Annotated in this window: 24 protein-coding genes; 8 read left to right on the top strand and 16 right to left on the bottom strand. The window is 65.8% G+C overall.

Translation table 11 applies throughout. The annotated features are described in order from the left end of the window. Positions 1 to 220 precede the first annotated feature (220 nt). The 9 genes from C8N38_RS21395 to C8N38_RS09310 all read right to left on the bottom strand — a co-directional run bounded on the left by C8N38_RS21395 (position 221) and on the right by C8N38_RS09310 (position 7,509). Positions 221 to 367, bottom strand: coding sequence for a hypothetical protein (locus tag C8N38_RS21395; protein WP_158272331.1), 147 nt, complete (start codon positions 365 to 367; stop codon positions 221 to 223). Between the two features lie 158 nt (positions 368 to 525). Continuing rightward, positions 526 to 1,512 carry an ABC transporter substrate-binding protein gene (locus C8N38_RS09340; protein ID WP_108026437.1) on the bottom strand — a complete coding sequence of 329 codons (987 nt, stop codon included), beginning with the start codon at positions 1,510 to 1,512 and terminating at the stop codon, positions 526 to 528. Between the two features lie 38 nt (positions 1,513 to 1,550). Continuing rightward, complete coding sequence (locus C8N38_RS09335) at positions 1,551 to 2,393, bottom strand: ABC transporter permease (RefSeq protein ID WP_108026434.1); 843 nt, start codon at positions 2,391 to 2,393, stop codon at positions 1,551 to 1,553. Beyond that, positions 2,390 to 3,265 carry an ABC transporter permease gene (locus tag C8N38_RS09330; protein WP_108026431.1) on the bottom strand — a complete coding sequence of 292 codons (876 nt, stop codon included), beginning with the start codon at positions 3,263 to 3,265 and terminating at the stop codon, positions 2,390 to 2,392. The genes C8N38_RS09335 and C8N38_RS09330 overlap by 4 nt, the downstream gene beginning before the upstream one ends. Continuing rightward, positions 3,258 to 3,458: a hypothetical protein gene (locus tag C8N38_RS09325; protein WP_108026428.1), complete on the bottom strand. Its 201-nt coding sequence runs from the start codon at positions 3,456 to 3,458 to the stop codon at positions 3,258 to 3,260. Before C8N38_RS09325 ends, C8N38_RS09330 begins: the two co-directional genes overlap by 8 nt. After that, a complete protein-coding gene (locus C8N38_RS09320; RefSeq protein WP_245895635.1) occupies positions 3,451 to 4,230 on the bottom strand; it encodes an ABC transporter ATP-binding protein in 780 nt (259 codons plus the stop codon). The genes C8N38_RS09325 and C8N38_RS09320 overlap by 8 nt, the downstream gene beginning before the upstream one ends. A 105-nt stretch (positions 4,231 to 4,335) precedes the next feature. Continuing rightward, positions 4,336 to 5,790: a dihydropyrimidinase gene (hydA, locus tag C8N38_RS09315; RefSeq protein WP_108026422.1), complete on the bottom strand. Its 1,455-nt coding sequence runs from the start codon at positions 5,788 to 5,790 to the stop codon at positions 4,336 to 4,338. Between the two features lie 16 nt (positions 5,791 to 5,806). Continuing rightward, complete coding sequence (locus tag C8N38_RS21110; RefSeq protein ID WP_146176251.1) at positions 5,807 to 6,262, bottom strand: hypothetical protein; 456 nt, start codon at positions 6,260 to 6,262, stop codon at positions 5,807 to 5,809. Next, complete coding sequence (locus tag C8N38_RS09310) at positions 6,259 to 7,509, bottom strand: Zn-dependent hydrolase (RefSeq protein ID WP_108026419.1); 1,251 nt, start codon at positions 7,507 to 7,509, stop codon at positions 6,259 to 6,261. The genes C8N38_RS21110 and C8N38_RS09310 overlap by 4 nt, the downstream gene beginning before the upstream one ends. Positions 7,510 to 7,710: 201 nt before the next feature. Here C8N38_RS09310 and C8N38_RS21635 point away from each other — a divergent pair, with 201 nt between their 5' ends. Beyond that, a complete protein-coding gene (locus C8N38_RS21635) occupies positions 7,711 to 7,944 on the top strand; it encodes a hypothetical protein (RefSeq protein WP_181497963.1) in 234 nt (77 codons plus the stop codon). An 88-nt stretch (positions 7,945 to 8,032) separates the two neighbouring features. Here the strand turns inward: C8N38_RS21635 and aptA are convergent, their stop codons facing one another. Next, on the bottom strand, positions 8,033 to 9,361 hold the full coding sequence (aptA, locus tag C8N38_RS09300) for an omega-aminotransferase AptA (RefSeq protein ID WP_108026416.1): 1,329 nt from the start codon (positions 9,359 to 9,361) through the stop codon (positions 8,033 to 8,035). 241 nt (positions 9,362 to 9,602) lie between these two features. Here aptA and C8N38_RS09295 point away from each other — a divergent pair, with 241 nt between their 5' ends. Both C8N38_RS09295 and C8N38_RS09290 read left to right on the top strand, forming a co-directional pair. Beyond that, entirely contained in the window at positions 9,603 to 10,217 is a 615-nt protein-coding gene (locus tag C8N38_RS09295; RefSeq protein ID WP_108026413.1) for a TetR family transcriptional regulator C-terminal domain-containing protein, read from the top strand. 275 nt (positions 10,218 to 10,492) lie between these two features. Next, a complete protein-coding gene (locus C8N38_RS09290; protein ID WP_108026410.1) occupies positions 10,493 to 10,675 on the top strand; it encodes a hypothetical protein in 183 nt (60 codons plus the stop codon). Between the two features lies 1 nt (position 10,676). Here the strand turns inward: C8N38_RS09290 and preA are convergent, their stop codons facing one another. Further along, a complete protein-coding gene (preA, locus tag C8N38_RS09285; protein ID WP_108026407.1) occupies positions 10,677 to 11,996 on the bottom strand; it encodes an NAD-dependent dihydropyrimidine dehydrogenase subunit PreA in 1,320 nt (439 codons plus the stop codon). Positions 11,997 to 11,999: 3 nt separating this feature from the next. Further along, complete coding sequence (locus C8N38_RS09280) at positions 12,000 to 13,340, bottom strand: NAD(P)-dependent oxidoreductase (protein WP_108026404.1); 1,341 nt, start codon at positions 13,338 to 13,340, stop codon at positions 12,000 to 12,002. 348 nt (positions 13,341 to 13,688) lie between these two features. On the opposite strand from C8N38_RS09280, the gene accB reads away from it, so the two are divergent. The 3 genes from accB to aat are packed head-to-tail and all read left to right on the top strand — an operon-like array spanning position 13,689 to position 16,220. After that, positions 13,689 to 14,183 (top strand): acetyl-CoA carboxylase biotin carboxyl carrier protein, encoded by a 495-nt coding sequence (gene accB / locus C8N38_RS09275; protein ID WP_108026401.1) that lies wholly within the window; start codon positions 13,689 to 13,691, stop codon positions 14,181 to 14,183. Positions 14,184 to 14,196: 13 nt separating this feature from the next. Next, positions 14,197 to 15,546 (top strand): acetyl-CoA carboxylase biotin carboxylase subunit, encoded by a 1,350-nt coding sequence (accC, locus tag C8N38_RS09270; RefSeq protein WP_108026398.1) that lies wholly within the window; start codon positions 14,197 to 14,199, stop codon positions 15,544 to 15,546. Between the two features lie 29 nt (positions 15,547 to 15,575). Further along, positions 15,576 to 16,220, top strand: coding sequence for a leucyl/phenylalanyl-tRNA--protein transferase (gene aat / locus C8N38_RS09265; RefSeq protein WP_108026395.1), 645 nt, complete (start codon positions 15,576 to 15,578; stop codon positions 16,218 to 16,220). Here the strand turns inward: aat and C8N38_RS21865 are convergent. The 4 genes from C8N38_RS21865 to lepA form a co-directional block, all read right to left on the bottom strand. Then, entirely contained in the window at positions 16,184 to 16,744 is a 561-nt protein-coding gene (locus C8N38_RS21865; RefSeq protein ID WP_245895633.1) for a DUF2155 domain-containing protein, read from the bottom strand. The genes aat and C8N38_RS21865 overlap by 37 nt on opposite strands. Next, positions 16,741 to 17,253: an outer membrane lipid asymmetry maintenance protein MlaD gene (gene mlaD, locus C8N38_RS09255; protein ID WP_108026392.1), complete on the bottom strand. Its 513-nt coding sequence runs from the start codon at positions 17,251 to 17,253 to the stop codon at positions 16,741 to 16,743. Before mlaD ends, C8N38_RS21865 begins: the two co-directional genes overlap by 4 nt. A 7-nt stretch (positions 17,254 to 17,260) precedes the next feature. Further along, positions 17,261 to 17,644, bottom strand: coding sequence for an NADH:ubiquinone oxidoreductase subunit NDUFA12 (locus C8N38_RS09250; RefSeq protein ID WP_108026389.1), 384 nt, complete (start codon positions 17,642 to 17,644; stop codon positions 17,261 to 17,263). Between the two features lie 170 nt (positions 17,645 to 17,814). Next, positions 17,815 to 19,617: a translation elongation factor 4 gene (gene lepA / locus C8N38_RS09245; RefSeq protein ID WP_108026483.1), complete on the bottom strand. Its 1,803-nt coding sequence runs from the start codon at positions 19,615 to 19,617 to the stop codon at positions 17,815 to 17,817. Positions 19,618 to 19,861: 244 nt separating this feature from the next. On the opposite strand from lepA, the gene C8N38_RS21105 reads away from it, so the two are divergent. Continuing rightward, a complete protein-coding gene (locus C8N38_RS21105; RefSeq protein ID WP_146176250.1) occupies positions 19,862 to 21,385 on the top strand; it encodes a hypothetical protein in 1,524 nt (507 codons plus the stop codon). 63 nt (positions 21,386 to 21,448) lie between these two features. Then, entirely contained in the window at positions 21,449 to 21,736 is a 288-nt protein-coding gene (locus C8N38_RS09235; protein WP_108026383.1) for an acylphosphatase, read from the top strand.

Below are 21,736 nucleotides of genomic sequence, written 5' to 3'. Positions count from 1 at the left end.
AAGATCATGCGCCGGATCCTGCGCAAGATCGCCGAGAACGATTTCGGCTCCCTCGGAGACATCTCGACCCTCGCCGACCCTTCGGTCGTCGACGAGCTGATCAATAACAGGATGAACACGGACTGATCCGCCCCGAAGGTTTTGAAAGAAAAGGGCCGGTGGTCATCCACCGGCCCTTTTACTGTCGAATGACACCCCGGCCTCCGGCCGGCAAGGCGTTTCAGCACCCGGGCGCCGTGACCGTCGCCATGTCGCTGATGGTGCTCACGCCCGGTTCGCATTCCTCGGGCTCCTTGGCACAGCCCGCAAGCACCGCCACCAGACCGATCCCAAGCAGCAGTCCCTTGACCTTCGTGATGTTCCGCATTGCTCTCTCCCTTCCTTGGCGGGTGTCCCGACCCGCCGAAACTGAACTACACCGTTCAGTAAAACACATCCTTGATTCCGATCAAGACAGGCGGAGGCCCGGCCACCGCGTCATCGCGGCGCGCCGGGACCCGCCCGGCCTGCATATGGCCGCGCCGTCTAGTGCAGCGCGGCATCGGTGACGACATGGGTCCAGGCGCCCTCGGGTTCCCTTGTGATGACCGGGTCCGACCCGCCTGCCAGCAGCGTATCGACCGTGCGCCGGTAATCCTCGGGATCGAGCGCGCCATTAGAGCCCGCGGTCAGCTTGGCGACCTCGCCCATCATCCGGATCTGGTGCTTTTCGGTCTGCGCCCCGGTCTCGTCATGGTCGAGCACGATCATCGCGGCCTCTTCGGGATTGGCCTCGGCCCATTTCCAGCCCTTCATCGAGGCCCGCACGAAGCGCACCAGCTTGTCGACCTCGGCCGGATCGTCCAGCTTTTCCTCCAGCACGTACAACCCGTCTTCCAACGTGGCGACGCCCTGATCCTCGTATTTGAACGTGATCAGTTCCTCGGGCGCGATCCCCGCGTCGATCACCTGCCAGTATTCGTTATAGGTCATGGTCGAGATGCAGTCGGCCTGCTTCTGCAACAACGGATCGACGTTGAAGCCCTGTTTCAGCACGGTCACGCCGCCCTCGGACCCGTCGGTCGGAATGCCAAGATGCGCCATCCAGCTGAGGAAGGGATATTCGTTGCCGAAGAACCAGACCCCCAGCGTGCGGCCCGGGAAATCCTCGGGGCTTTCGACCCCAGTTTCCTTCAGGCAGGTCAGCATCATGCCCGAGGACTTGTAGGGCTGGGCGATGTTGACGATCGGCAGCCCTTTCTCGCGCGCGGCCAGCGCCGAGGGCATCCAGTCGATCATCACATCGGCCCCGCCGCCCGCGATCACCTGGCTCGGCGCGATATCGGGCCCGCCGGGCTTGATGGTCACATCAAGGTCTTCCTCGTCGTAAAAGCCCTTGTCGAGCGCCACGTAATAGCCCGCGAACTGGGCCTGGGTCACCCATTTGAGCTGCAGCGTGACCTCGTCGGCAGCTTGCGCCGACCCGGTCCCCAGAAGAAGCGCGGCCAGCGCCCCCGTCAGTTTCACGTCCATCCTTACCTCCTGTGGGGTCATTCGCCCCTTGCTTGTTGTCAAAGGCCCCGTTGCGACGGGTGCCAGAAGGTGACGGCGCGTTCGCACGCCGCCACCGCGCCGTAAAAGGCGGACCCAGCCAGGGCCGCCACGGCGATCTCGGCCCAGACCATGTCAAGCGCGAGCCGCCCGACCTCGGTCGAGATCCGGAAGCCCATGCCCCGGATCGGGCTGCCGAAGAATTCGGCCACGATGGCCCCGATCAGGGCCAGCGTGGTGGCGATCTTCAGCCCGTTGAAGATGAAGGGCATGGCCGCGGGCAGCCTCAGCTTGGTCAGCGTCTGCAGGTAGCTTGCGGAATAGGTCTTCATCAGGTCGCGTTGCATGGCATCGGCCGCCGAAAGCCCCTGGAGGGTGTTCACCAGCACCGGGAAGAAGACCATGGCGACGACCACCGCCGCCTTCGACTGCCAGTCGAAGCCGAACCACATCACGAGGATCGGCGCGGTCCCGACGATGGGCAGGGCCGCGATGAAATTGCCGACCGGCAGCAGCCCGCGTTGCAGGAAGGGCGAGCGGTCGATGGCAATGGCGCTCAGCACCCCCGCGCCGCAGCCCAGCACATAGCCCGACAGCGCGCCCTTGACGAAGGTCTGGACGAAATCGGCCCAGAGCACCGGCAGGCTGGTCGCGATCCGCGCCCCGATGGCCGAGGGCGGCGGCAGGATCACGCCCGGCACGTTCAGGCCGCGCACGAGCCCCTCCCAGACCACCAGCAGGGTCAGACCGAACAGCGCGGGCATCAAAAGGCCCAGCGTGCGCGTATTGCGCAGCCGCGCCAGCCGCACATTCAGCGCCCAGGCGGCGGCCCAGAAGCCCAGCGCCCCGAGAACCCAGCTCATCGTGCCATCCCCATCCGTTTCAGCGTGATCCGCTGCGCGAGCCCCACCAGCCCGACCAGCAAAGCGGCGAGGATCGCGGCGCCGAAAAGCGCGCTCCAGATCTGCACCGTCTGGCCGTAATAGCTGCCCGCCAGCAGCCGCGCGCCAAGGCCCCGGATCGCGCCCGTGGGAAGCTCGCCCACGATGGCACCGACGAGGCTCGCGGCCATCGCGACCTTCAGCGAGGTAAAGAGATAGGGCATCGACGAGGGCCAGCGCAGTTTCCAGAACACCTGGCCCGCACGCGCGCCCCAGGTCTTCATCAGGTCGAGATCCATCGCATCGGGGCTGCGCAGCCCCTTCACCATGCCGACCGCGACCGGGAAGAACGAGAGGTACGCCGAGATGATGGCCTTGGGCACCAGCCCGGTGATGCCGATGGAATTCAGCACCACGATGATCATCGGCGCGATCGCGAGGATCGGGATGGTCTGCGAGGCGATGGCCCAGGGCATCACGCTGCGGTCCATCGCGCGGTTATGAACGATGCCCACCGCCAGCAGGATGCCCGCGCCCGCACCGATGGCAAAGCCCAGCAACGTGGCCGACAGCGTGACCCAGCCGTGATAGATCAGGCTGCGCTTGGAAAAGGCCCGCCCCTCCAGCGCCATCGCCCCGGTCGTCTTCCAAAGCTCGGCCCCCACCTGATGGGGCGCGGGCAGCTTCGGGCGCTCTTGCTGCAGCGTATCCGACACGATCTGGCCGAGCGTCAGCTCCTGCCCCGCGCGCGCCGCCTGATCGAGCGTCCAGCGCGCATTCAGTGCCACCGCCGCCCCGTACCACAGCGCGAGGATCGCCAGCACCACCGTCAGGATCGGCAGAACGCTACGCATCGCGCCGCCCCTTGCGGGCCAGCCGCCGGGCCAGCAGGTGCATGCCCCAGACCAGAGGCGCCAGGACCACAAGAAACAAACCCCACCCTAGCACCGGCACCGCCATCACCGAGGGCAGGAAGACCCAGACCAGCAGGACCGCCAGCCACAGCCCGGCCAGCCCCGCCCCCGTCAGACGCTGTTTCCTAGTCATAGGCATGCCCCGCGCGCAGCCCCTCGCGGACGCGATGGGCGATTTCCAGAAATTCCGGCGTGTCGCGAATGTCGAGCGGTCGCTCTTTCGGCAGCGGGCTGTCGATCACATCGGCGATCCGCCCCGGGCGCGGGCTCATCACTACGATCTTTGTCGAGAGATAAACCGCCTCGGGGATCGAATGGGTGACAAACAGGCAGGTCTTGCCGGTCCGCGCCCACAGCGCCAGAAGCTGTTCGTTCAGATGGTCGCGCACGATCTCGTCCAGCGCGCCGAAGGGTTCGTCCATCAGCAGGATATCGGCATCGAAGGCCAGCGCCCGGGCGATGCTGGCCCGCTGCTGCATGCCGCCCGACAGCTGCCAGGGAAACTTGTTGCCGAAGCCCGCCAGGTCGACCAGCTCCAGCACCTTCTGCACCCGCGCCGCCTGTTCGGCCTTCGGATAGCCCATGATTTCCAGCGGCAACCGGATGTTGCGCGCAATCGTCCGCCAAGGGTAAAGCCCCGCCGCCTGGAAGACATAGCCATAGCTGCGTTCCTTGCGGGCATTGTCGGGGCTCATCCCGTTGACGCTGAGGCTGCCGCCGGTCGGATGTTCCAGCGCCGCCACACAGCGCAGGAAGGTGGTCTTGCCGCAGCCCGAGGGGCCGATGAAACTCACGAACTCGCCGCGCCCCACATCAAGCGACACATCGCTCAATGCCTGCACGGACCCGTCGCCGGTCTGGAACACCAGATCGACGTTCTCTGCCTTGATGACCGGTGTCTTCACGTCACGTCCCTTGCCTGCAAGGCGCACGCACCCGCGCGGCCCCGCCCCTCACATCCGGGCGCGAGGATCCCCCGCGCCCGCCCTCTCGCAAAGGGGACCGTAGCGTCAGACGCCGCTGGCCGGAATGCCCGCCCGCTCGATGGCCCGCGGCGCGGTCAGCGCCTTCCAGGACGACAGCGCCTTGTTGACGGCGCCATTCGGCGGGCGCTTGACGAATTCGCCCCAGCCTTCCTGCGGCTTCATCTCGCCATCGGCGACGGCGACGCGACCACGGGTCAGCGTATAGCGAGGCAGCCCTTTGACCTCCTTGCCCTCGAAGACGTTGTAATCGATGGCAGATTGCTGGGTCGCGGCGCCGATGGTTTTGGTCTTTTCGGGGTCCCAGACCACCAGATCGGCATCCGCGCCGACCAGCACCGCGCCTTTCCGGGGATAGACGTTGAGGATCTTGGCGATATTGGTCGAGGTCACCGCCACGAATTCGTTGGGTGTGATCCGCCCGGTGCCGACGCCATAGGTCCAAAGCATCGGAAGCCGGTCCTCAAGCCCGCCGGTGCCGTTCGGGATCTTGGTGAAATCGCCAACCCCATAACGTTTCTGATCGGTGGTGAAGGCGCAATGGTCCGTCGCCACGCAAGACAGCGAGCCCGAGGCGAGCCCCGCCCAAAGGCTGTCCTGATGCTGGCGGTTCCGGAAGGGCGGCGACATCACGCGGCGCGCTGCATGGTCCCAGTCGGCGTTGAAATATTCGTTCTCGTCCAGCGTCAGGTGCTGGATCAGCGGCTCGCCCCAGACCCGTTTGCCCTGCATCCGCGCGCGCCGGATCGCCTCATGGCTCTCCTCGCAAGAGACATGCACCACGTAAAGCGGCACGCCCGCCATGTCGGCAATCATGATCGCGCGGTTGGTCGCCTCACCCTCGACCTGGGGCGGGCGCGAATAGGCATGGGCCTCGGGGCCATTGTTGCCCTCGGCCAGCAACTTCGCCGACAGCTCGGCCACGACATCGCCATTCTCGGCATGGACCAGCGGAATGGCCCCCAGCTCGGCGCAGCGGCGGAACGAGGCGAACATCTCGTCGTCATTCACCATCAGCGAGCCCTTGTAGGCCATGAAATGCTTGAAGGTGGTGATGCCGCGCTCTTTCACCACCGTCTCCATCTCGTCGAAGACCTGCTTGTCCCACCAGGTGATCGCCATGTGGAAGGAATAGTCGCAATGCGCGCGCGTCGACTTGTTGTCCCACATCTTCAGCGCATCCAGGAGCCCCTGCCCCGGCGAGGGCAGCGCGAAATCGACCACCATCGTCGTGCCGCCCGCCAGAGCCGCGCGCGTGCCGGATTCGAAATCGTCCGAGGAATAGGTGCCCATGAAGGGCATTTCCAGATGGGTATGCGGGTCGATCCCGCCCGGCATCACATAGCAGCCGGAGGCATCCAGCACCTCGTCGCCGGAAAGATCGGGGCCGATCGCGGCGATCTTTCCGCCCTCGATCAGCACATCCGCCTCATAGGTCAGATCGGCGGTCACGATGGTGCCGTTCCTGATAACCGTGCTCATGTCTTTCTCCCTGCGTCTATTTTTTCTCCGGCGCTTTCAGGTGTTCGATTTCCACCTCGTTGCGCACAGAGCGTCTGTCCGCCTCTTGGCTTTGCCGGTATGCAAGCCAAGCAATCAGCAGACCGATTGCCGTGAAGCCGACTCCCACTCTTGTCATCCACTTCGCTTCGTTCCGGGCTTTCTGCTCATGGGCGTACCGCTTTTCAGAAACGGCACGATCCAGCAGTCGGCTTGCCTGGGTTTCCGAAAGCGTTCCACAAACGTGATTTTCGCAAAGGGTGCCCAATATCTGCTGATCCATGAGGGCCTGCAAACTCGAAGCTTCAAAGCTCTCTCGAAGTAGTTTAGCTTCACTTTCAATTTCTTGGGGAGCAGAAATACCGTAGCCTCCCTCTCCCCCTCCGCCAGCACTGAACGCAAAAACGGGTGAGTAGAGCATTAGCGCTACGAAGCAGGTCGCAGCAAACCTCACTCGACGATCCCCGCCGTCTCCAGCACCGCGTGGCAAAGCACGTCGGCCCCGGCCGCAGCCCAGTCCTTCGAGATTTCCTCGGCCTCGTTATGCGAGAGCCCGCCTACGCAGGGGCACATGATCATGGTTGTGGGCGCGACCTTGGCGGCCCAGCAGGCATCGTGCCCCGCCCCCGAAACGATATCCATATGCGAATAACCGAGCTTCTCGGCCGCGCTCCGGACCGCGCCCACCAGATCGGGGGTGAAGGTCACGGGGTCGAAATGGCCCACCGGCTCGACCGAACAACCGACGCCCAGATCCTCGCAGATCACCGCCGCGCGGGTCTCGATCTCGGCCCGCATCCGGTCGAGCTTGGCCTGATCGGGGGTGCGGATGTCGACGGTGAAGACCACGGTCCCCGGCAGCACGTTGCGCGAATTGGGCGAGAACTGCATCTGCCCCACGCCGCCCACGGCATTGGGCTGGGCCGCCATCGCGACCTCCTGCACCATCTCGAAGATGCGCGCCGCCGCCAGCCCCGCATTCACCCGCATCGCCATCGGCGTCGAGCCGGTATGCGCCTCGCGGCCCGTCAGGGTGAATTCCAGCCACCACAGCCCCTGGCAATGGGTGACGACCCCGATTTCCTTGCCCTCGGCCTCGAGGATCGGGCCCTGCTCGATATGCAGCTCGTAATAGGCATGCATCTTGCGGGCGCCGACCTCTTCCTCGCCCTTCCAGCCGATCCGGGCCAGCTCGTCGCCATAGCTGAGCCCCTCGAGATCCTTGCGGCCATAGGCATAGTCGAGGCTGTGCACCCCCGCGAAGACGCCCGAGGCCAGCATGGCGGGGGCAAAGCGCGCGCCTTCCTCGTTGGCCCAGTTGGTGACGACGATGGGATGCTTCGTCCGGATCCCGAGATCGTTCATCGTGCGCACCGCCTCCAGCGCGCCCAGAACCCCCAGCACCCCGTCATATTTTCCGCCGGTGGGCTGGGTGTCGAGATGGCTGCCCACATAGACCGGCAGCGCGTCCGCGTCCGCGCCCGCGCGCGTCGCGAACATCGTCCCCATCCGGTCGACGCCCATCGTCAGGCCGGCCTCCTCGCACCAGCTCTGGAACAGGGCGCGGCCCTCGGCATCGGCATCGGTCAGCGTCTGGCGGTTGTTGCCGCCGGCGATGCCGGGGCCGACCTTGGCCATCTCCATCAGGCTGTCCCAGAGCCGGTCGCCGTTGATGCGCAGATTCTCACCTGGGGCTGTCATCGTTCTTACCTCACCTGTCATTCGGTCTTGCCGTCAGTGCCTCGGAGCGCCGCCTTGCCCGGCACGGGCAGGTGCGGCGTCAGGGACAATATTCTTCGTCTGTCCGGCGGTTACATTCGGGCGTCCCGCGTCCGCGGGGCGTTTCCTCATCTGGCCGGGCCTCGGCCCGGCATTCACAATTCCCCTCGGGAGGTCGTGACCTTGGAAATTCTGAAAGACCAGTTCAAATGGATGCTGGGCCTCGTGGCCCTGATCGGCGTGTTCGGACTCGGCTACGAGCTGAACAAGGCCGATCCCAGCCCGAAAGCCGGGACCGAAGCCGAAGTCGCCGCGGTCGCGGCGCCCGCCGCCGACACCGCGGCTCCGGCAGAGGCCGAAGCGCCGGCCGAAGCGGCCCCGGCCCCGGCCGAGCCGCTCGAAGCCCCGGCCCAATAAGCCCGCAGCGGGTCCCGGACGACCCGGGACATCCGCCGCAGCCATTGCGCCCGCCGGTCCGCTCCGGCGGGCGCGCTGCTGGAAAGGCTCAGTCCAGCGCCTTGAGAACATCGGTCAGCTTGCCGAAAAGTTCGTCGATCTGGGCCTTGTTGATCATCAGGGGCGGCGACATGGCGATGATGTCGCCGGTGGTCCGGATCATCAGGTTCTTCTCGAAGGCATCGAGGAACGCGGCGAAGGCCCGCTTGGTCGGTTCGCCCGCGATGGGTTCCAGCTCGACCGCGCCGATCAGGCCCATGTTGCGGATGTCGATCACATGCGGCAAGCCCTTCAGCGCGTGCAGGGCATCCTCCCAATAGGGCGCCAGTGCCGCGGCATTCTCGAACAACCCTTCCTCGCGATAGGTCTGAAGCGTCGCCAGCCCCGCGGCCGAGGCGATCGGGTTCCCGGAATAGGTATAGCCGTGGAAGAACTCGATCATGTGCTCGGGGCCCTGCATGAAGGCGTCATGCACCTCGGAGGTGGTCAGCACCGCGCCCATCGGGATCACCCCGTTGGTCAGGCCCTTGGCGGTGGTCATCATGTCGGGAAGCACCCCGAAATGCTCGGCCGCGAAGGACGACCCAAGCCGCCCGAACCCGGTGATGACCTCGTCGAAGATCAGCAGGATGCCGTGTTTCTTCGTGATCGCGCGCAGCTTTTCCAGATAGCCCTTGGGCGGCAGCAGCACGCCGGTCGAGCCCGACATCGGCTCGACGATCACCGCGGCGATGGTCTCGGCGCCATGCAGCGCCACGATCCGTTCCAGCTCGTCCGCCAGATGGACGCCATGTTCGGGCTGGCCGCGGGTAAAGGCGTTCTGCTCCGGCAGATGGGTATGCGGCAGGTGGTCGACGCCGGTCAGCAGGCTGCCGAACATCTTGCGGTTGCTGACGATCCCGCCGACCGAGATGCCGCCGAAGTTCACCCCGTGATAGCCGCGCTCGCGCCCGATCAGGCGGGTGCGCGCGCCGTCGCCCCGCGCCCGGTGATAGGCGATGGCCATCTTGAGAGCGGTTTCGACCGATTCCGACCCGGAATTGGTGAAGAACACGTGATCCATGCCCTTCGGCGCCATGTCGCGCACCGCGCTGGCCAGTTCGAACGCCTTGGGGTGGCCCATTTGGAAGGCCGGCGCATAGTCAAGCTCGGCCGCCTGCTTCTGGATCGCCTCGGTGATCTTCGGCCGGCAATGGCCCGCGTTGCAGCACCACAGCCCCGCCGTGCCGTCCAGCACCTGGCGACCGTCGGCGGTGCGGTAATACATGCCTTCTGCGCCCACCAGCATTCGCGGCGCCGTCTTGAATTGCCGGTTCGCGGTGAACGGCATCCAGAAAGCCGACAGGTCGTTGGGACCGGAATTGCGATCGAGCGCCATGGGGGACCCCCTTGAATTATGGCCCTTCGCCCGCGCAAAGGCGAAAGACCCAAAACATTTGACCAAACGGTCAGGGGCACGCTAGCAGAGGTCGGGAACCAGTCAAGCGGACGGCTCCGGCCCCGGCCCGAGTCGTTCTCTCAGTGTCCGACCGAGTGGCGATTTTCGCCCGGGAATGATGGGATTTTGCGCAACCTATGGAAAGTGGAATTAACGGATCAGGCAAATTCCGGTGGCGCGCATGACCGACACCCCGCCCCGCACCCGGATCCAGCAGCGGAATCGCGAGACCATTCTCGGGGCGGCACTGGAGGTGTTCTCGCAGCACGGATTTCGCGGGGCGACGCTGGATCAGATCGCGCAGGCCGCGGGTCTGTCGAAGCCGAACCTGCTGTACTACTTCCCCTCCAAGGAGGCGATGCACGAGGCCTTGCTGGCGGGGCTGATGGACACCTGGCTCGCGCCGCTGCGCGCGCTTGACCCCGGCGGCGAGCCGCTCGACGAAATCCTGGGCTACGTGCACCGCAAACTGTTGCTCAGTCGCGATTTTCCGCGCGAAAGTCGGCTTTTCGCCAACGAGATCCTGCAAGGGGCCGAACGGATCCGGCCAACGCTTGAAGGCGAATTGAAGACCCTGGTCGACCAGACCGCCGCAGTGATTTCCGGCTGGGCACGCGAGGGCCGGATCGCGCCGGTCGATCCCTATCACCTGATCTTCTCGATCTGGGCGCTGACCCAGCATTACGCCGATTTCGACGTGCAGGTGCGGGCGGTTCTGGGCCCAGGCAAGGACGATCCGTTCGACGGCGCCGACCGCTATCTGGCGACCCTGTTTAGCCGCTTGCTGACCCCCTGACGAGGCGCGGCGGGCGTTAACCTTGAGATCAGAAACCTGCCGCCGGGATCTTCTCAAGACCCCCTGTCTCGTGCATATTTCCTGATGGTGGTGGGGGCCTGAGCTGGAGCTTGGGTGAAATGCAATTTATCGCTCCCATTTCGGTGGGAGGCGCGCATGACGTAGCGCCTACCATTGTCGCCCCTGCGGCGCCGACGGCGCCGGTGGCTGCTGCCGGATCTGGCGGCGGTTCAAGCCAGACCCGTTCGGAAACCGGCCAACGCGGCCAGACGCCGATGCGTCAGGAATTTCCTGCGCCCGATCCCGACCGCCCTGCCGGGCCGCCGCCCGCCTTCGATACGACGCCGCTTCAGCTTGAAGCCGAGCGGCGCCAGAACGAAGCCTCCGTCTTCTGGCGGGTCGAGATGGCCGGGGACACGTCCGAGCCGGCCCCGCGCCAGCTTGACATAGAAGTCTGACCTACTCCAACCCCTGCTCCGCGGCGCTTTTTCGCCCGGGATTGTTGGGGTGGGTCGTCCAGTTGGCATAACTCGCCGGCACTTCCATTCCGGTGCGCGGGTCTATTTCGCCCGGCGCCAGCTGACGCATCTCGATGCAGCCCTCCACCGGGCAGACGTCGATGCAAAGATTGCAGGCCACGCACTCTTCGTCCTTCACCACGAACGACCGGTCCGCCGTCATCTCGATGGCCTGATGACTGGTATCCTCGCAGGCGGCATAACAGCGGCCGCATTTGATGCAGGTTTCGGCGTCGATCTGCGCCTTGGCGATGTAGTTGAGGTTCAGATACTGCCAGTCGGTCACGTTCGGCACCGCCATGCCGACGAAATTCTCAAGCCGCGCATGGCCCTTGCGGTCCATCCAGTCCGACAGCCCCGCGATCATCTCCTGCACGATCCGGAAGCCGTAGGTCATCGCCGCCGTGCACACCTGCACGTTGCCCGCCCCCAGCGCCATGAACTCGGCCGCGTCCTTCCAGGTGGTCACCCCGCCGATGCCGGAGATCGGCAGGCCCCGGGTCGCCGGGTCGCGGGCGATCTCGGACACCATGTTCAGCGCGATGGGTTTGACCGCCGGGCCGCAATAGCCGCCATGGGTGCCCTTGCCGTCGATGGTGGGCTCGGGCGCCATCAGGTCCAGATCGACCGAGGTGATCGAGTTGATGGTGTTGATGAGGCTGACCGCATCGGCGCCCCCCTTATGGGCGGCGCGGCTGGCCAGGCGGATATCGGTGATGTTGGGCGTGAGCTTCACGATCACCGGCATCCGGGTCATCTGCTTGCACCACCGGGTGACCATCTCGACATATTCGGGCACCTGCCCCACGGCCGAGCCCATGCCGCGTTCGCTCATCCCGTGCGGACAGCCGAAGTTCAGCTCGACCCCGTCGGTGCCGGTTTCCTCGACCCGCGCGAGGATGCGCCTCCAGGCGTTTTCCTCACAGGGCACCATCAGCGACACCACCAGTGCCCGGTCGGGATAGTCGCGCTTGACCGTCGTGATCTCGCGCAGGTTCACTTCCAGTGGCCGGTCGGTGATCAGCTCGATATTGTTCAGCCCCAGAAGCCGCCGGTCGGCGCCGTAGATCGCGCCATAGCGGGGGCCGTTGACGTTCACGACCGGTGCGCCGTCCTCGCCCAGCGTCTTCCAGACCACGCCGCCCCAGCCCGCCTCATAGGCGCGGCGAACATTGTATTCCTTGTCGGTGGGCGGCGCCGAGGCCAGCCAGAACGGGTTCGGGCTTTTGATGCCCACGAAATCGCAGGAAAGATCGGCCATGGATCAGCCCTCCGCCATCAGCGTTGCGTGAATGTCCTCGGCGGCGTCGCGGCCCTCGGCCACCGCCGTCACCGTCAGATCGTCGCCCCCGGTGGCGCAGTCGCCCCCGGCCCAGACCAAGGGCAACGACGTCCGCCCCGGCCCGGTCACCGCGATCTTGCGGCCCGAAAGCGCGATCCCCTCGGGCGCGCCCTCAAGCTTCTGCCCGATGGCCTTGAAGACCTGATCGGCCCGGATCCGGAAGGTCTCGTCCGTCAGTTCCAGCCCGGTGTCGGTTTCGCGGGTATAGGCGAATTCCACTGCCTCGACCGCGCCCTCGCCCAGCAGGCGCAAGGGCGCCGCGCCCGTCACGATCCGCACGCCCTTGGAACTGGCCAGATGCTGTTCCTCTTCCGAGGCGCTCATCGCCGCGCGGTCCCGCCGATAGACCATTGTGACGGATTCCGCCCCCAGAAGCTTGGACTGCACCGCCGCGTCGACCGCCGTCATGCCGCCGCCGATCACCACCACATGGCGCCCGACCGGAATGGTCGACAGATCCTCGGCCTGGCGCAGCCGGGCGATGAAATCGACCGCATCCACCACCTGCGCCTTGTCCTCGCCCTCGGCCCGAAGCGCGTTGACGCCGCCCAGCCCGATCGCGAGGAAGACCGCGTCATGGCCCGCGCGCAGCTCGTCCAGCGTCATGTCGCGGCCCAGCGCCTTGCCGTTCGTGACGGCGATTCCGCCGATCCCCATCAGCCAGGCGACCTCGGCCTGGGCATAGTCGTTGACGGTCTTGTAGGCCGCGATGCCATATTCGTTCAGCCCGCCCGCCTTGGGCCGTGCGTCGAATAGCTGCACCTCATGGCCCTTCATCGCCAGCCGGTGCGCGCAGGCCAGCCCCGCGGGCCCCGCCCCCACCACGGCGATCCGCCGCCCCGTCGGCGCCGCGCGGACGAAGGGGTGACCCTCGCGCGTCATCAGCGTGTCGGTGGCAAAGCGCTGCAAGCGCCCGATCTCGACCGGGCGGGCCTCGGCGGTCATCCGCACGCAGGCCTCCTCGCACAGCTGTTCGGTCGGACAGACCCGCGCGCACATGCCGCCCAAGATGTTCTGTTCGAAGATCGTCCGCGCCGCCGCGGCAGGCGCCCCGGTCGCGATCTCGCGGATGAACAGCGGGATGTCGATGGCGGTGGGACAGGCCGTGACGCAAGGCGCATCATGGCAGAAATAACAGCGATCCGCGGCAACCGCGGCCTCATGCGCGGTCAGCGGCGGCGCCTTGTCGGCAAAGTTCCGGGTATAGTCGTCTGGCTGCAGACGCCCGGGAACGACGCCCGGGGTCAGTGGCGAATTGGCCATTCCGGCCCTCCCTGTCTTCCTGTCTTCGGGCAAGCCTGCCACAACCCCGGATTTTATCAAAAGGTAAATTTTTCAGCCTGCCGTTTTGCCCCAATTCCGGGCCGTGCGCGGGTCCATCTGCCCAAGGAAAAGGCGCCCCTTGTCCCGCACGCACTGTCGCAGGGCGGGTCGCGGGGCCGCCGAACGGCCCGATGCGTCTGACGGCCGGGCGCTCGCATGTCGGCGCGGCGGGCCGCGAAAACCGGCCGCACCGCCTTTCCATGGGGTTTTCCCTCGCGTATAAGCGCCCCAATTCTTACCGCGGCCCCGCCCATGGGCCTGGGGCCGCGCGACCGATCGAGGACAGGCATGACCAAGACTTCCCACGAGGCGGACGTCGCCTTCATCCAGGCGCTGGCCGAGCTTCTGCGCGAACACGACCTGACCGAACTGCAGGTCAAGCGCGAATACGGCGAGGACGACTCGCTGGATGTGCGGGTATCGCGCTCGCAGCCGGCCCCGGTCGTCGCGCACGCCCCGGCGATGCAGATGCCGGCCTATGCCCCGGCCCCCGCCGCGGCCGCCCCCGGCGCCACCGTCGAGGTCAGCGTCGAGGACCCGGCGCAGCATCCGGGCGCCGTCACCTCGCCGATGGTCGGCACCGCCTATCTGCAGCCCGAGCCCGGCTCGGACCCGTTCGTCAAGGTCGGCGAGACCGTGACCGAGGGCCAGACCCTGCTGATCGTCGAAGCCATGAAGACGATGAACCACATCCCCGCCCCGCGCGCCGGGACCGTCAAGCGCATCCTGATCGAGGATTCAGCGCCGGTCGAATTCGGCACGCCGCTGATGATCATCGAGTAGGACGCCGCGGGTCATGTTCGACAAGATCCTCATCGCCAACCGCGGAGAGATCGCGCTCCGCGTGATCCGGGCCTGCCGCGAGATGGGCATCCATTCGGTCGCGGTGCATTCGACCGCCGATGCCGATGCCATGCATGTGCGCATGGCCGACGAAAGCGTCTGCATCGGCCCGCCCCCCGGCACCGAAAGCTATCTGTCCATTCCCTCGATCATTTCGGCCTGCGAAATCACCGGCGCCCAGGCGATCCACCCGGGCTACGGCTTCCTGTCCGAGAACGCCCGCTTCGTGCAGATCGTCGAGGATCACGGCCTGACCTTCATCGGTCCCTCGGCCGAGCATATCCGGATGATGGGCGACAAGATCACCGCCAAGGAGACCATGAAGGCACTGGGCGTGCCCTGCGTGCCCGGGTCGGACGGTGGCGTGCCGGACCTCGAGACGGCGAAGACGGTCGCGGCCGAGATCGGCTATCCGGTCATCATCAAGGCCACCGCCGGCGGCGGCGGGCGCGGCATGAAGCTGGCCAAGACCGCCGAGGATCTGGAACAGGCCTTCCAGACCGCGCGGGCCGAGGCGAAATCGGCCTTCGGCAATGACGAGGTCTATATCGAGAAATATCTCGGGCGGCCCCGCCATATCGAGATCCAGGTCTTCGGCGACGGCAAGGGCAATGCGGTCCATCTGGGGGAACGCGACTGCTCGCTGCAGCGCCGCCACCAGAAAGTTCTGGAAGAAGCCCCCGGCCCCGTCATCGACCCCGAGACCCGCGCCCGCATCGGCAAGGTCTGCGCCGACGCTGTGGCCCGGATCGGCTATTCCGGCGCCGGGACCATCGAGTTTCTCTTTGAGGATGGCGAGTTCTACTTCATCGAGATGAACACCCGTCTTCAGGTCGAACACCCGGTCACCGAGGCGATCTTCGGCGTCGATCTGGTGCGCGAACAGATCCGCGTGGCCGAAGGCCTGCCGCTGTCCTTCGGTCAGGACGATCTGCAGCTGAACGGCCATGCGGTCGAGGTGCGGATCAATGCCGAACGGTTGCCGAACTTCGCGCCCTGCCCCGGCAAGATCACGGCCTATCACGCCCCGGGCGGGCTGGGCGTGCGGATGGATTCGGCGCTTTATGACGGCTATTCGATCCCGCCCTATTACGACAGCCTGATCGGCAAGCTGATCGTCCACGGCCGCGACCGGACCGAGGCTCTGGCCCGGCTCGACCGCGCGCTGGGCGAGCTGATCGTCGATGGGGTCGAGACCACGGCGCCGCTGTTCCGGGCCCTGCTGATGGAACCGGACATCCAGCGCGGCGCTTACAATATCCATTGGCTGGAACGCTGGCTGGAGTCCGGACCCGAGCTCTGACCGGCGCGCCCCCGGCCACGGGAGCGATGATGGATGCCGAACGCCTGACGCCACTGACCCTGCTCAGAGCCTATGCCATGGGGATTTTCCCCATGGCCGAGTCGCGTCATGACCCGCGCATCTTCTGGGTCAATCCGCGCAAGCGCGGCATCTTCCCGCTCGACGGCTTCCATATCTCGAAAAGCCTCGCCCGCACGATCCGCCGGGGCCGGTTCGAGATCCGCGCCGATACCGCCTTCGAGGGCGTGGTGCAGGGCTGCGCCAGCCGCCCCGAGACCTGGATCAACGACGAGATCTACCGCCTGTACCGGCAGCTTTTCGAGCTGGGCCACGCCCATACGATGGAGGTCTGGCAGAACGAGGAACTGGTGGGAGGGGTTTACGGCGTCACGCTGGGCGCGGCCTTCTTCGGCGAAAGCATGTTCTCGCGCCGCACCGACGCCTCGAAGGTGGCGCTGGCCTATCTGGTCGACCGGCTCAGGATCGGGGGGTTCACGCTCTTTGACACGCAGTTCCTGACCGACCATCTGGCCAGCCTCGGCGCCATCGAGATCGAGCGCGACGACTATCTGCTACGGCTGGAACGCGCCGTGAACCGGGGCGCGAATTTCGACCGGGCGGGGCCCCTCCCCGCGGCTCAGCTGCTTTTGCAGCGCAGCACCCAGACGTCGTAGCGCGAATTGTCGAGAGGGTTCAGCGCCGGGCTCGACGCGATCATCCAGCCCGAAAACAGGTGGCTGTTCCGGGTCGGGTCGGAAATGTCGAGATAGGCGAAGGCGTCCGAGGCCGGGTTGTCGGCCGGAAAGCGGCATTCGTCCAGTTTCACCGTCAGCCGCCAGACCCGGCCGGTCTCTCCCGGTGCCAGCGTCAGGTCGACCGTGTCGCCCGACAGCTTGTCGAGCCCCCGCAGCACCGCGCCATGGGGCGCGGTCGCGGTCACCGCAGCGGTCCGGGTCTCGGTCCGGTGTTCCTGCATCACCAGCGGGTCGGGGCGGCTCACCAGCGGCAGCGGGCGGCCCGCCAGCTGGGTCTGATCGAGCCCGAGCCCCTCCATCATCTCGTCGGCATGGGGCATGTCCTCCAGCGGCTCGACCGACCAGCCATCCGGGGTCCAGCCGTCGGGGCTCCACTGCTGCTGGGCCAGCGCGGGCAGCGCCGCCAGCGTCAGAAGCGAGGCCGCCAGCGCCGCTCGGATCATTGCCCGGCACCCCCGCCCGTGCTGGCCGCGTCGTCTCCGGCATCGGCCGCATCCGACCCGCCGCTGCCGCCGACGAATTTCATCAGCAGCGAAATCAGCCCGACCGCGCCCTGGGTGTCGATCACCTCGGCGCCCGGGTCCAGGTTGAAGGGCGAGCCGCCCGGCACCAGTTCGAGGAAGGTCCCGCCCAGAAGCCCTTCGGACGCGACCGCAGCGGTGCTGTCATCCGGGATCTCGATCCCGGTCTTCACCGAAAACCGGGCATCGGCGCGGAAGGTCTGCGGGTTCAGGTCAAGTGCGGTCACGGTGCCGACCTTGACCCCGGCCAGCCGCACATCGGTACCCACCGACACCCCCTCGGCCGAGCGGAAGCTGGCGGTCAGTTCGTAATGGTCCTGGGCGGCATTGCCGATCATGCCCGTCGCATTCGAGGCATAGACGAAAAAGCCTGCGGCCACCGCCAGCACGGCGGCGCCGGTCAGGATTTCGGTCGCGCTGTTCTCTGCCATATCGTGTTTATTCCGGTTGCCAGGCCTCGTAATCGCGCCGCGGCTCGGGCTCGGGCCGGCGGATCGAGCCCGGGGGCGCATAGGCCAGGGGCGTGCCTGTCAGGTTTTCCTTGTGGGGCTTTTCCCAGGCCTTGTGCGGCAGCGGCGCCTCGGTCGGGGGCGCGTCATAGGTGTGGTGCAGCCAGCCGTGCCATTCGGGGGAAATCCGGCTTGCCTCGACCTCGCCGTTATAGATCACCCAGCGCCGCTTGCCGTCCTTCGAGCGGTAGAAGATATTGCCCTGCCCGTCCTCACCGACCTTCTGGCCGTTGCGCGCGGTCCAGATCCGGGTGTTCACGGTCTGCCCGTTCCACCAGGTCACGTAGCTGAGAAAACTGTCGACCACGCCCATGCGTTCCTCCTGACCGGTTTGGAATTGGTATGGCCCAAGTCGGGGCCGAGGTCCAGTGCCAGGGCCGGGCCTCACGCAGTCGGCACCGCGCCTCGCGCGCGCGTCCGGTTCCTGTCCGGTTCCGGTCCGGTCCCAGAGGGCCGGGCGCGAGGCGCAGTCGACACCCGGGCTCAGTCGTCCATCTTCAGCGCGTTGATGAAGGCCTGCTGCGGGATCTCGACCTTGCCGAACTGGCGCATCTTCTTCTTGCCGGCCTTCTGCTTGTCCAGAAGCTTGCGCTTTCGCGTCGCGTCGCCGCCATAGCATTTCGCGGTCACGTCCTTGCGCAGCGCCGCGATGGTCTCGCGCGCGATCACCCGGCCGCCGATCGCCGCCTGAATCGGGATCTTGAACATGTGGCGCGGGATCAGCTCCTTCAGCTTCTCGCACATCGCCCGGCCGCGCATTTCGGCGCGGTCGCGGTGGACCATCACCGACAGCGCATCGACCGGCTCGTCATTGACGAGGATCTGCATCTTCACGAGGTAATCCTCGCGATAGCCCGAGATCTGGTAGTCGAAGCTGGCATAGCCCTTGGTCACCGACTTGAGCCGGTCGTAGAAGTCGAACACCACCTCGTTCAACGGGAGATCGTAGACCGCCATCGCGCGCGAGCCCGCATAGGTCAGGTCCAGCTGCTCGCCCCGGCGGTCCTGGCACAGCTTCAGCACGTCGCCCAGGAACTCGTCGGGCACGAGGATCGTGGCCTTGATCCGCGGCTCCTGGATGTGGTCGACATAGGTCAGGTCGGGCATGTCGGCCGGGTTGTGCAGCTCGCGCACCTCGCCGTCCTTCATGTGGATCTTGTAGATCACCGAGGGCGCCGTGGTGATCAGGTCGATCCCGTATTCCCGCTCCAGCCGGTCGCGCACGACCTCAAGGTGCAAAAGCCCGAGGAACCCGCAGCGGAAGCCGAAGCCCAGCGCCGCCGAAGTCTCCATCTCATAGGTGAAGGAGGCGTCATTCAGCGCCAGTTTCTCGATGGCATCGCGCAGATCGTCGAAATCGTTGGTATCGACCGGGAACAGCCCGCAGAAGACCACCGGCTGGCTGGGCTTGAACCCCGGAAGCGGCGTCTCGCAGCCCTTCTTCTCGGTCGTCACCGTGTCGCCGACGCGGGTGTCGCGGACCTGCTTGATCGAGGCGGTCAGAAAGCCGATCTCGCCCGGGCCCAGCTCGTCCACGTTCTGCATGGCGGGCCGGAAGACCCCGATCCGGTCCACCGGATAGATGCCGCCCGTCTTCATCATGCGGATGCGGTCGCCTTTCTTCAGCACCCCGTCGATGATCCGCACCAGAACCACGACGCCCAGATAGGCATCGTAATAGCTGTCGACCAGCAGCGCCTTCAGCGGCTTCGTCCGGTCACCCTCATGGGGCGGCGGCAGGCGGGTGACGATGGCCTCCAGCACGTCCGGGATGCCAAGCCCGGTCTTGGCCGAGATCCGGATCGCGTTCGAAGCGTCGATGCCGATCACGTCCTCGATCTGTTCGGCCACCCGCTCGGGCTCGGCCGCCGGAAGGTCGATCTTGTTCAGGACCGGGACGATCTCGTGATCGGCCTCGATGGCGGTATAGACGTTCGCCAGCGTCTGCGCCTCGACCCCCTGGGTCGCATCGACGACCAGCAGCGAGCCCTCGACCGCGCGCATCGACCGGCTGACCTCATAGGCGAAGTCCACATGGCCGGGCGTGTCGATCAGGTTCAGCACATAGATCTGGCCGTCCTTCGCCGGATATTCGATCCGGACGGTGTTGGCCTTGATGGTGATGCCGCGCTCGCGCTCGATATCCATCGAGTCGAGCAACTGCTCCTTCATGTCGCGTTCGGCGACGGTGCCGGTCAGCTGGATCAGCCGGTCGGCAAGGGTCGATTTCCCGTGGTCGATATGGGCCACGATGGAGAAGTTGCGGATGTATCTGAGCTCGGTCATGCGGGCGGATATGCGGTGGATTTCGAAGCCGGTCAATGGGCTGTTTCAGGGCGCCCCTCCGGGCGGGCCGGGGGCTGGGAGAGAACGGTGCGAAGGCCAGATATACCACATCCGGGCCGAGACGCACGCCGGCTGTTGAGGTGGGCGGCAGGTGTAGGATGCGGAGGCTGATGCAAAGGCCGCACTTCCCCGACTTGATCAGGCAGCGGGGGGACCGCAGACTGCGCCGTGCAGGGAGGAGAGGATGTCTATTGGCGACGGCGAAAGCACCAAGGCTTGGTTGAAGGACCAGCCGCATGAAGTTCAGGTGGCCTTCGCGACCAGATGTGCTTTGCGCTCCTTCCCGGCTTTAGCGCGAGAGAGCAACACGGTGCTCCGCAAATTGACGCTTCCAATGTTTCGCGCTGTAATGAATGCTGCGGCTATCGCGGTTAAAGATCGTCATGATCTCTCTTTTGCGGCTAGGCGCGCTGAAGATTTGCTTTTTAAAAGCAGAGATTCTACCAGCTCGAGGTTCTTTGGCGTTAATCCGGACGCAGCGGTATCTGCAACTCTGTATACTGCCAAGACTGCGAAAGCAGAATCCCCTCGTTGTGCGAATGAAGCTGCGTCCTTTGCCTTCCTTGCAATATCACCTCAGGTTCGCATGAGTGACTACTTCGCCTCGCATGACGGATTTTCGCCTTCCTTCGCGCGCCTTTACCCAACAGCATACGCTTTCCTTGAGAGCGCGATGGCTGACTTTAAGGCCCTATCCACAACAATTCCAGCCGATATTTTTCGCCGGGCTCTGTGGATTAAGGGAGAGATACCAGATGGTTTGAGCGAGCACTATGAAGACCTGAAATCGTTTTGGGCTGAAAGCCCTCGAACTTGGATCTTCTGGCAGAACTGGTACGAGGACATGCTGGCTGGCCGACCCGTCGACTGGGATTTCCTGCGGCAGGTCGTCCTCCTTCCCGACGAAGACTGGAAAGCCGGACCGGAGCGAATTGCGGAAAGGATTTCCGGCCTTCAGGCGCGCTATCTGGCGGAAAAGACACCACAGGCCGAACGGATCGAATTCGTGCCCGAGACGGGGCGCTTCCGGGCGGTCCCTGTCCCGGTCGTCAATCCGGGGCTGCTCGGGGCATCGTTGTCGCAGGTCTCGGATGCTCTTGACGACGCTTTGGCGAAGCCGTCGAACGGCCTGTCGGAACGCTCGCGCGAGGCACATGTCCTGCGCCGGACCGTTCTGAAATACGGCAACGACCCGCAACGGATCGAGATGGACCTGACCACGATCCATGCCGCCCTGACCCGTCAGATCGCCCGGGAGGACCTACCCCCCAGCGAAGAGAACCTTGCGCTTCAGGCGGCCTGCGAAGAAGGCGCCCGCGCCGTCCGGGCCACGCATCCCGAGATTGCCCGGAACCGCCAGATCCTGTCGCAGCAGGCCTGGACGGAAATGACACCCGAGGCGAAAGCCATCGTCGAAAAGGCTCTGCCGGTCCTGACCGCGATTTCCGATCAGTCCCTTGCCGAGGACTTCGGCGCCGATATTCCCGAGCTTGTGAACGACGCCATCGGTCCCCCGCCCGACTGGGCGCCCCGACTTCCGGGCGCCGATCCCGCCACCCGGGTCTTCAGCCGCGTGTCGCAGATGACCATCATCCTGCGAAGCTCGCTCGAAACGCTGGACGCGGTTGCGGACCGACTCGGGATGACTCGCGGCGAGGTCATCGGGATCTTCCTCAGTCTCGTGGGCATAGGCCTGTCTCTCCTTTAGCAATCCGGCCTCGAAACCCATTGCGTCCCCGCTAAGTGAAAAGTTTGAGAAGGGGCGAGACCGATGACCGAGCACACCAGCATCCGCATTCGCGTCACCGGCCACGTGCAGGGCGTGGGGTTTCGCGCCTGGACTCAAGCCCGCGCCGAGGAACTGGGGCTCTGGGGCTGGGTGCGCAATGTCGCCGATGGCAGCGTCGAGGCGTGGGTCTCGGGGCCTGCCGGGGCGGTGGCGGATCTAGTCGAGGCGCTTGGCCACGGCCCCGCCGCCGCGCGGGTCGCCGCGGTCGAGACCGGACCGGCCGATGCGGCCTCCGACGCTGCCGGAGCCGGCTTTCGCATCCTGCGCTGA

Source organism: Rhodovulum kholense, assembly GCF_003053725.1.
GTDB lineage: Bacteria > Pseudomonadota > Alphaproteobacteria > Rhodobacterales > Rhodobacteraceae > Rhodovulum > Rhodovulum kholense.
The sequence above is the reverse complement of the archived record's forward strand: the minus strand, read 5'-3'. Positions and strand labels throughout refer to the sequence as shown.

Bases quoted from the DNA above. Each gene is read 5' to 3' on its own strand.
- C8N38_RS21395 (WP_158272331.1), bottom strand. From the start codon at position 367: ATGCGGAACATCACGAAGGTCAAGGGACTGCTGCTTGGGATCGGTCTG.
- C8N38_RS09340 (WP_108026437.1), bottom strand. From the start codon at position 1,512: ATGGACGTGAAACTGACGGGGGCGCTGGCCGCGCTTCTTCTGGGGACC.
- C8N38_RS09335 (WP_108026434.1), bottom strand. From the start codon at position 2,393: ATGAGCTGGGTTCTCGGGGCGCTGGGCTTCTGGGCCGCCGCCTGGGCG.
- C8N38_RS09330 (WP_108026431.1), bottom strand. From the start codon at position 3,265: ATGCGTAGCGTTCTGCCGATCCTGACGGTGGTGCTGGCGATCCTCGCG.
- C8N38_RS09325 (WP_108026428.1), bottom strand. From the start codon at position 3,458: ATGACTAGGAAACAGCGTCTGACGGGGGCGGGGCTGGCCGGGCTGTGG.
- hydA (WP_108026422.1), bottom strand. From the start codon at position 5,790: ATGAGCACGGTTATCAGGAACGGCACCATCGTGACCGCCGATCTGACC.
- C8N38_RS09310 (WP_108026419.1), bottom strand. From the start codon at position 7,509: ATGACAGCCCCAGGTGAGAATCTGCGCATCAACGGCGACCGGCTCTGG.
- aptA (WP_108026416.1), bottom strand. From the start codon at position 9,361: ATGGCGCTCGATCGCAATTCCGGTCCCAACGACCTGTCGGCTTTCTGG.
- C8N38_RS09295 (WP_108026413.1), top strand. From the start codon at position 9,603: ATGACCGACACCCCGCCCCGCACCCGGATCCAGCAGCGGAATCGCGAG.
- C8N38_RS09290 (WP_108026410.1), top strand. From the start codon at position 10,493: ATGCGTCAGGAATTTCCTGCGCCCGATCCCGACCGCCCTGCCGGGCCG.
- preA (WP_108026407.1), bottom strand. From the start codon at position 11,996: ATGGCCGATCTTTCCTGCGATTTCGTGGGCATCAAAAGCCCGAACCCG.
- C8N38_RS09280 (WP_108026404.1), bottom strand. From the start codon at position 13,340: ATGGCCAATTCGCCACTGACCCCGGGCGTCGTTCCCGGGCGTCTGCAG.
- accB (WP_108026401.1), top strand. From the start codon at position 13,689: ATGACCAAGACTTCCCACGAGGCGGACGTCGCCTTCATCCAGGCGCTG.
- accC (WP_108026398.1), top strand. From the start codon at position 14,197: ATGTTCGACAAGATCCTCATCGCCAACCGCGGAGAGATCGCGCTCCGC.
- aat (WP_108026395.1), top strand. From the start codon at position 15,576: ATGGATGCCGAACGCCTGACGCCACTGACCCTGCTCAGAGCCTATGCC.
- C8N38_RS21865 (WP_245895633.1), bottom strand. From the start codon at position 16,744: ATGATCCGAGCGGCGCTGGCGGCCTCGCTTCTGACGCTGGCGGCGCTG.
- mlaD (WP_108026392.1), bottom strand. From the start codon at position 17,253: ATGGCAGAGAACAGCGCGACCGAAATCCTGACCGGCGCCGCCGTGCTG.
- C8N38_RS09250 (WP_108026389.1), bottom strand. From the start codon at position 17,644: ATGGGCGTGGTCGACAGTTTTCTCAGCTACGTGACCTGGTGGAACGGG.
- lepA (WP_108026483.1), bottom strand. From the start codon at position 19,617: ATGACCGAGCTCAGATACATCCGCAACTTCTCCATCGTGGCCCATATC.
- C8N38_RS21105 (WP_146176250.1), top strand. From the start codon at position 19,862: ATGTCTATTGGCGACGGCGAAAGCACCAAGGCTTGGTTGAAGGACCAG.
- C8N38_RS09235 (WP_108026383.1), top strand. From the start codon at position 21,449: ATGACCGAGCACACCAGCATCCGCATTCGCGTCACCGGCCACGTGCAG.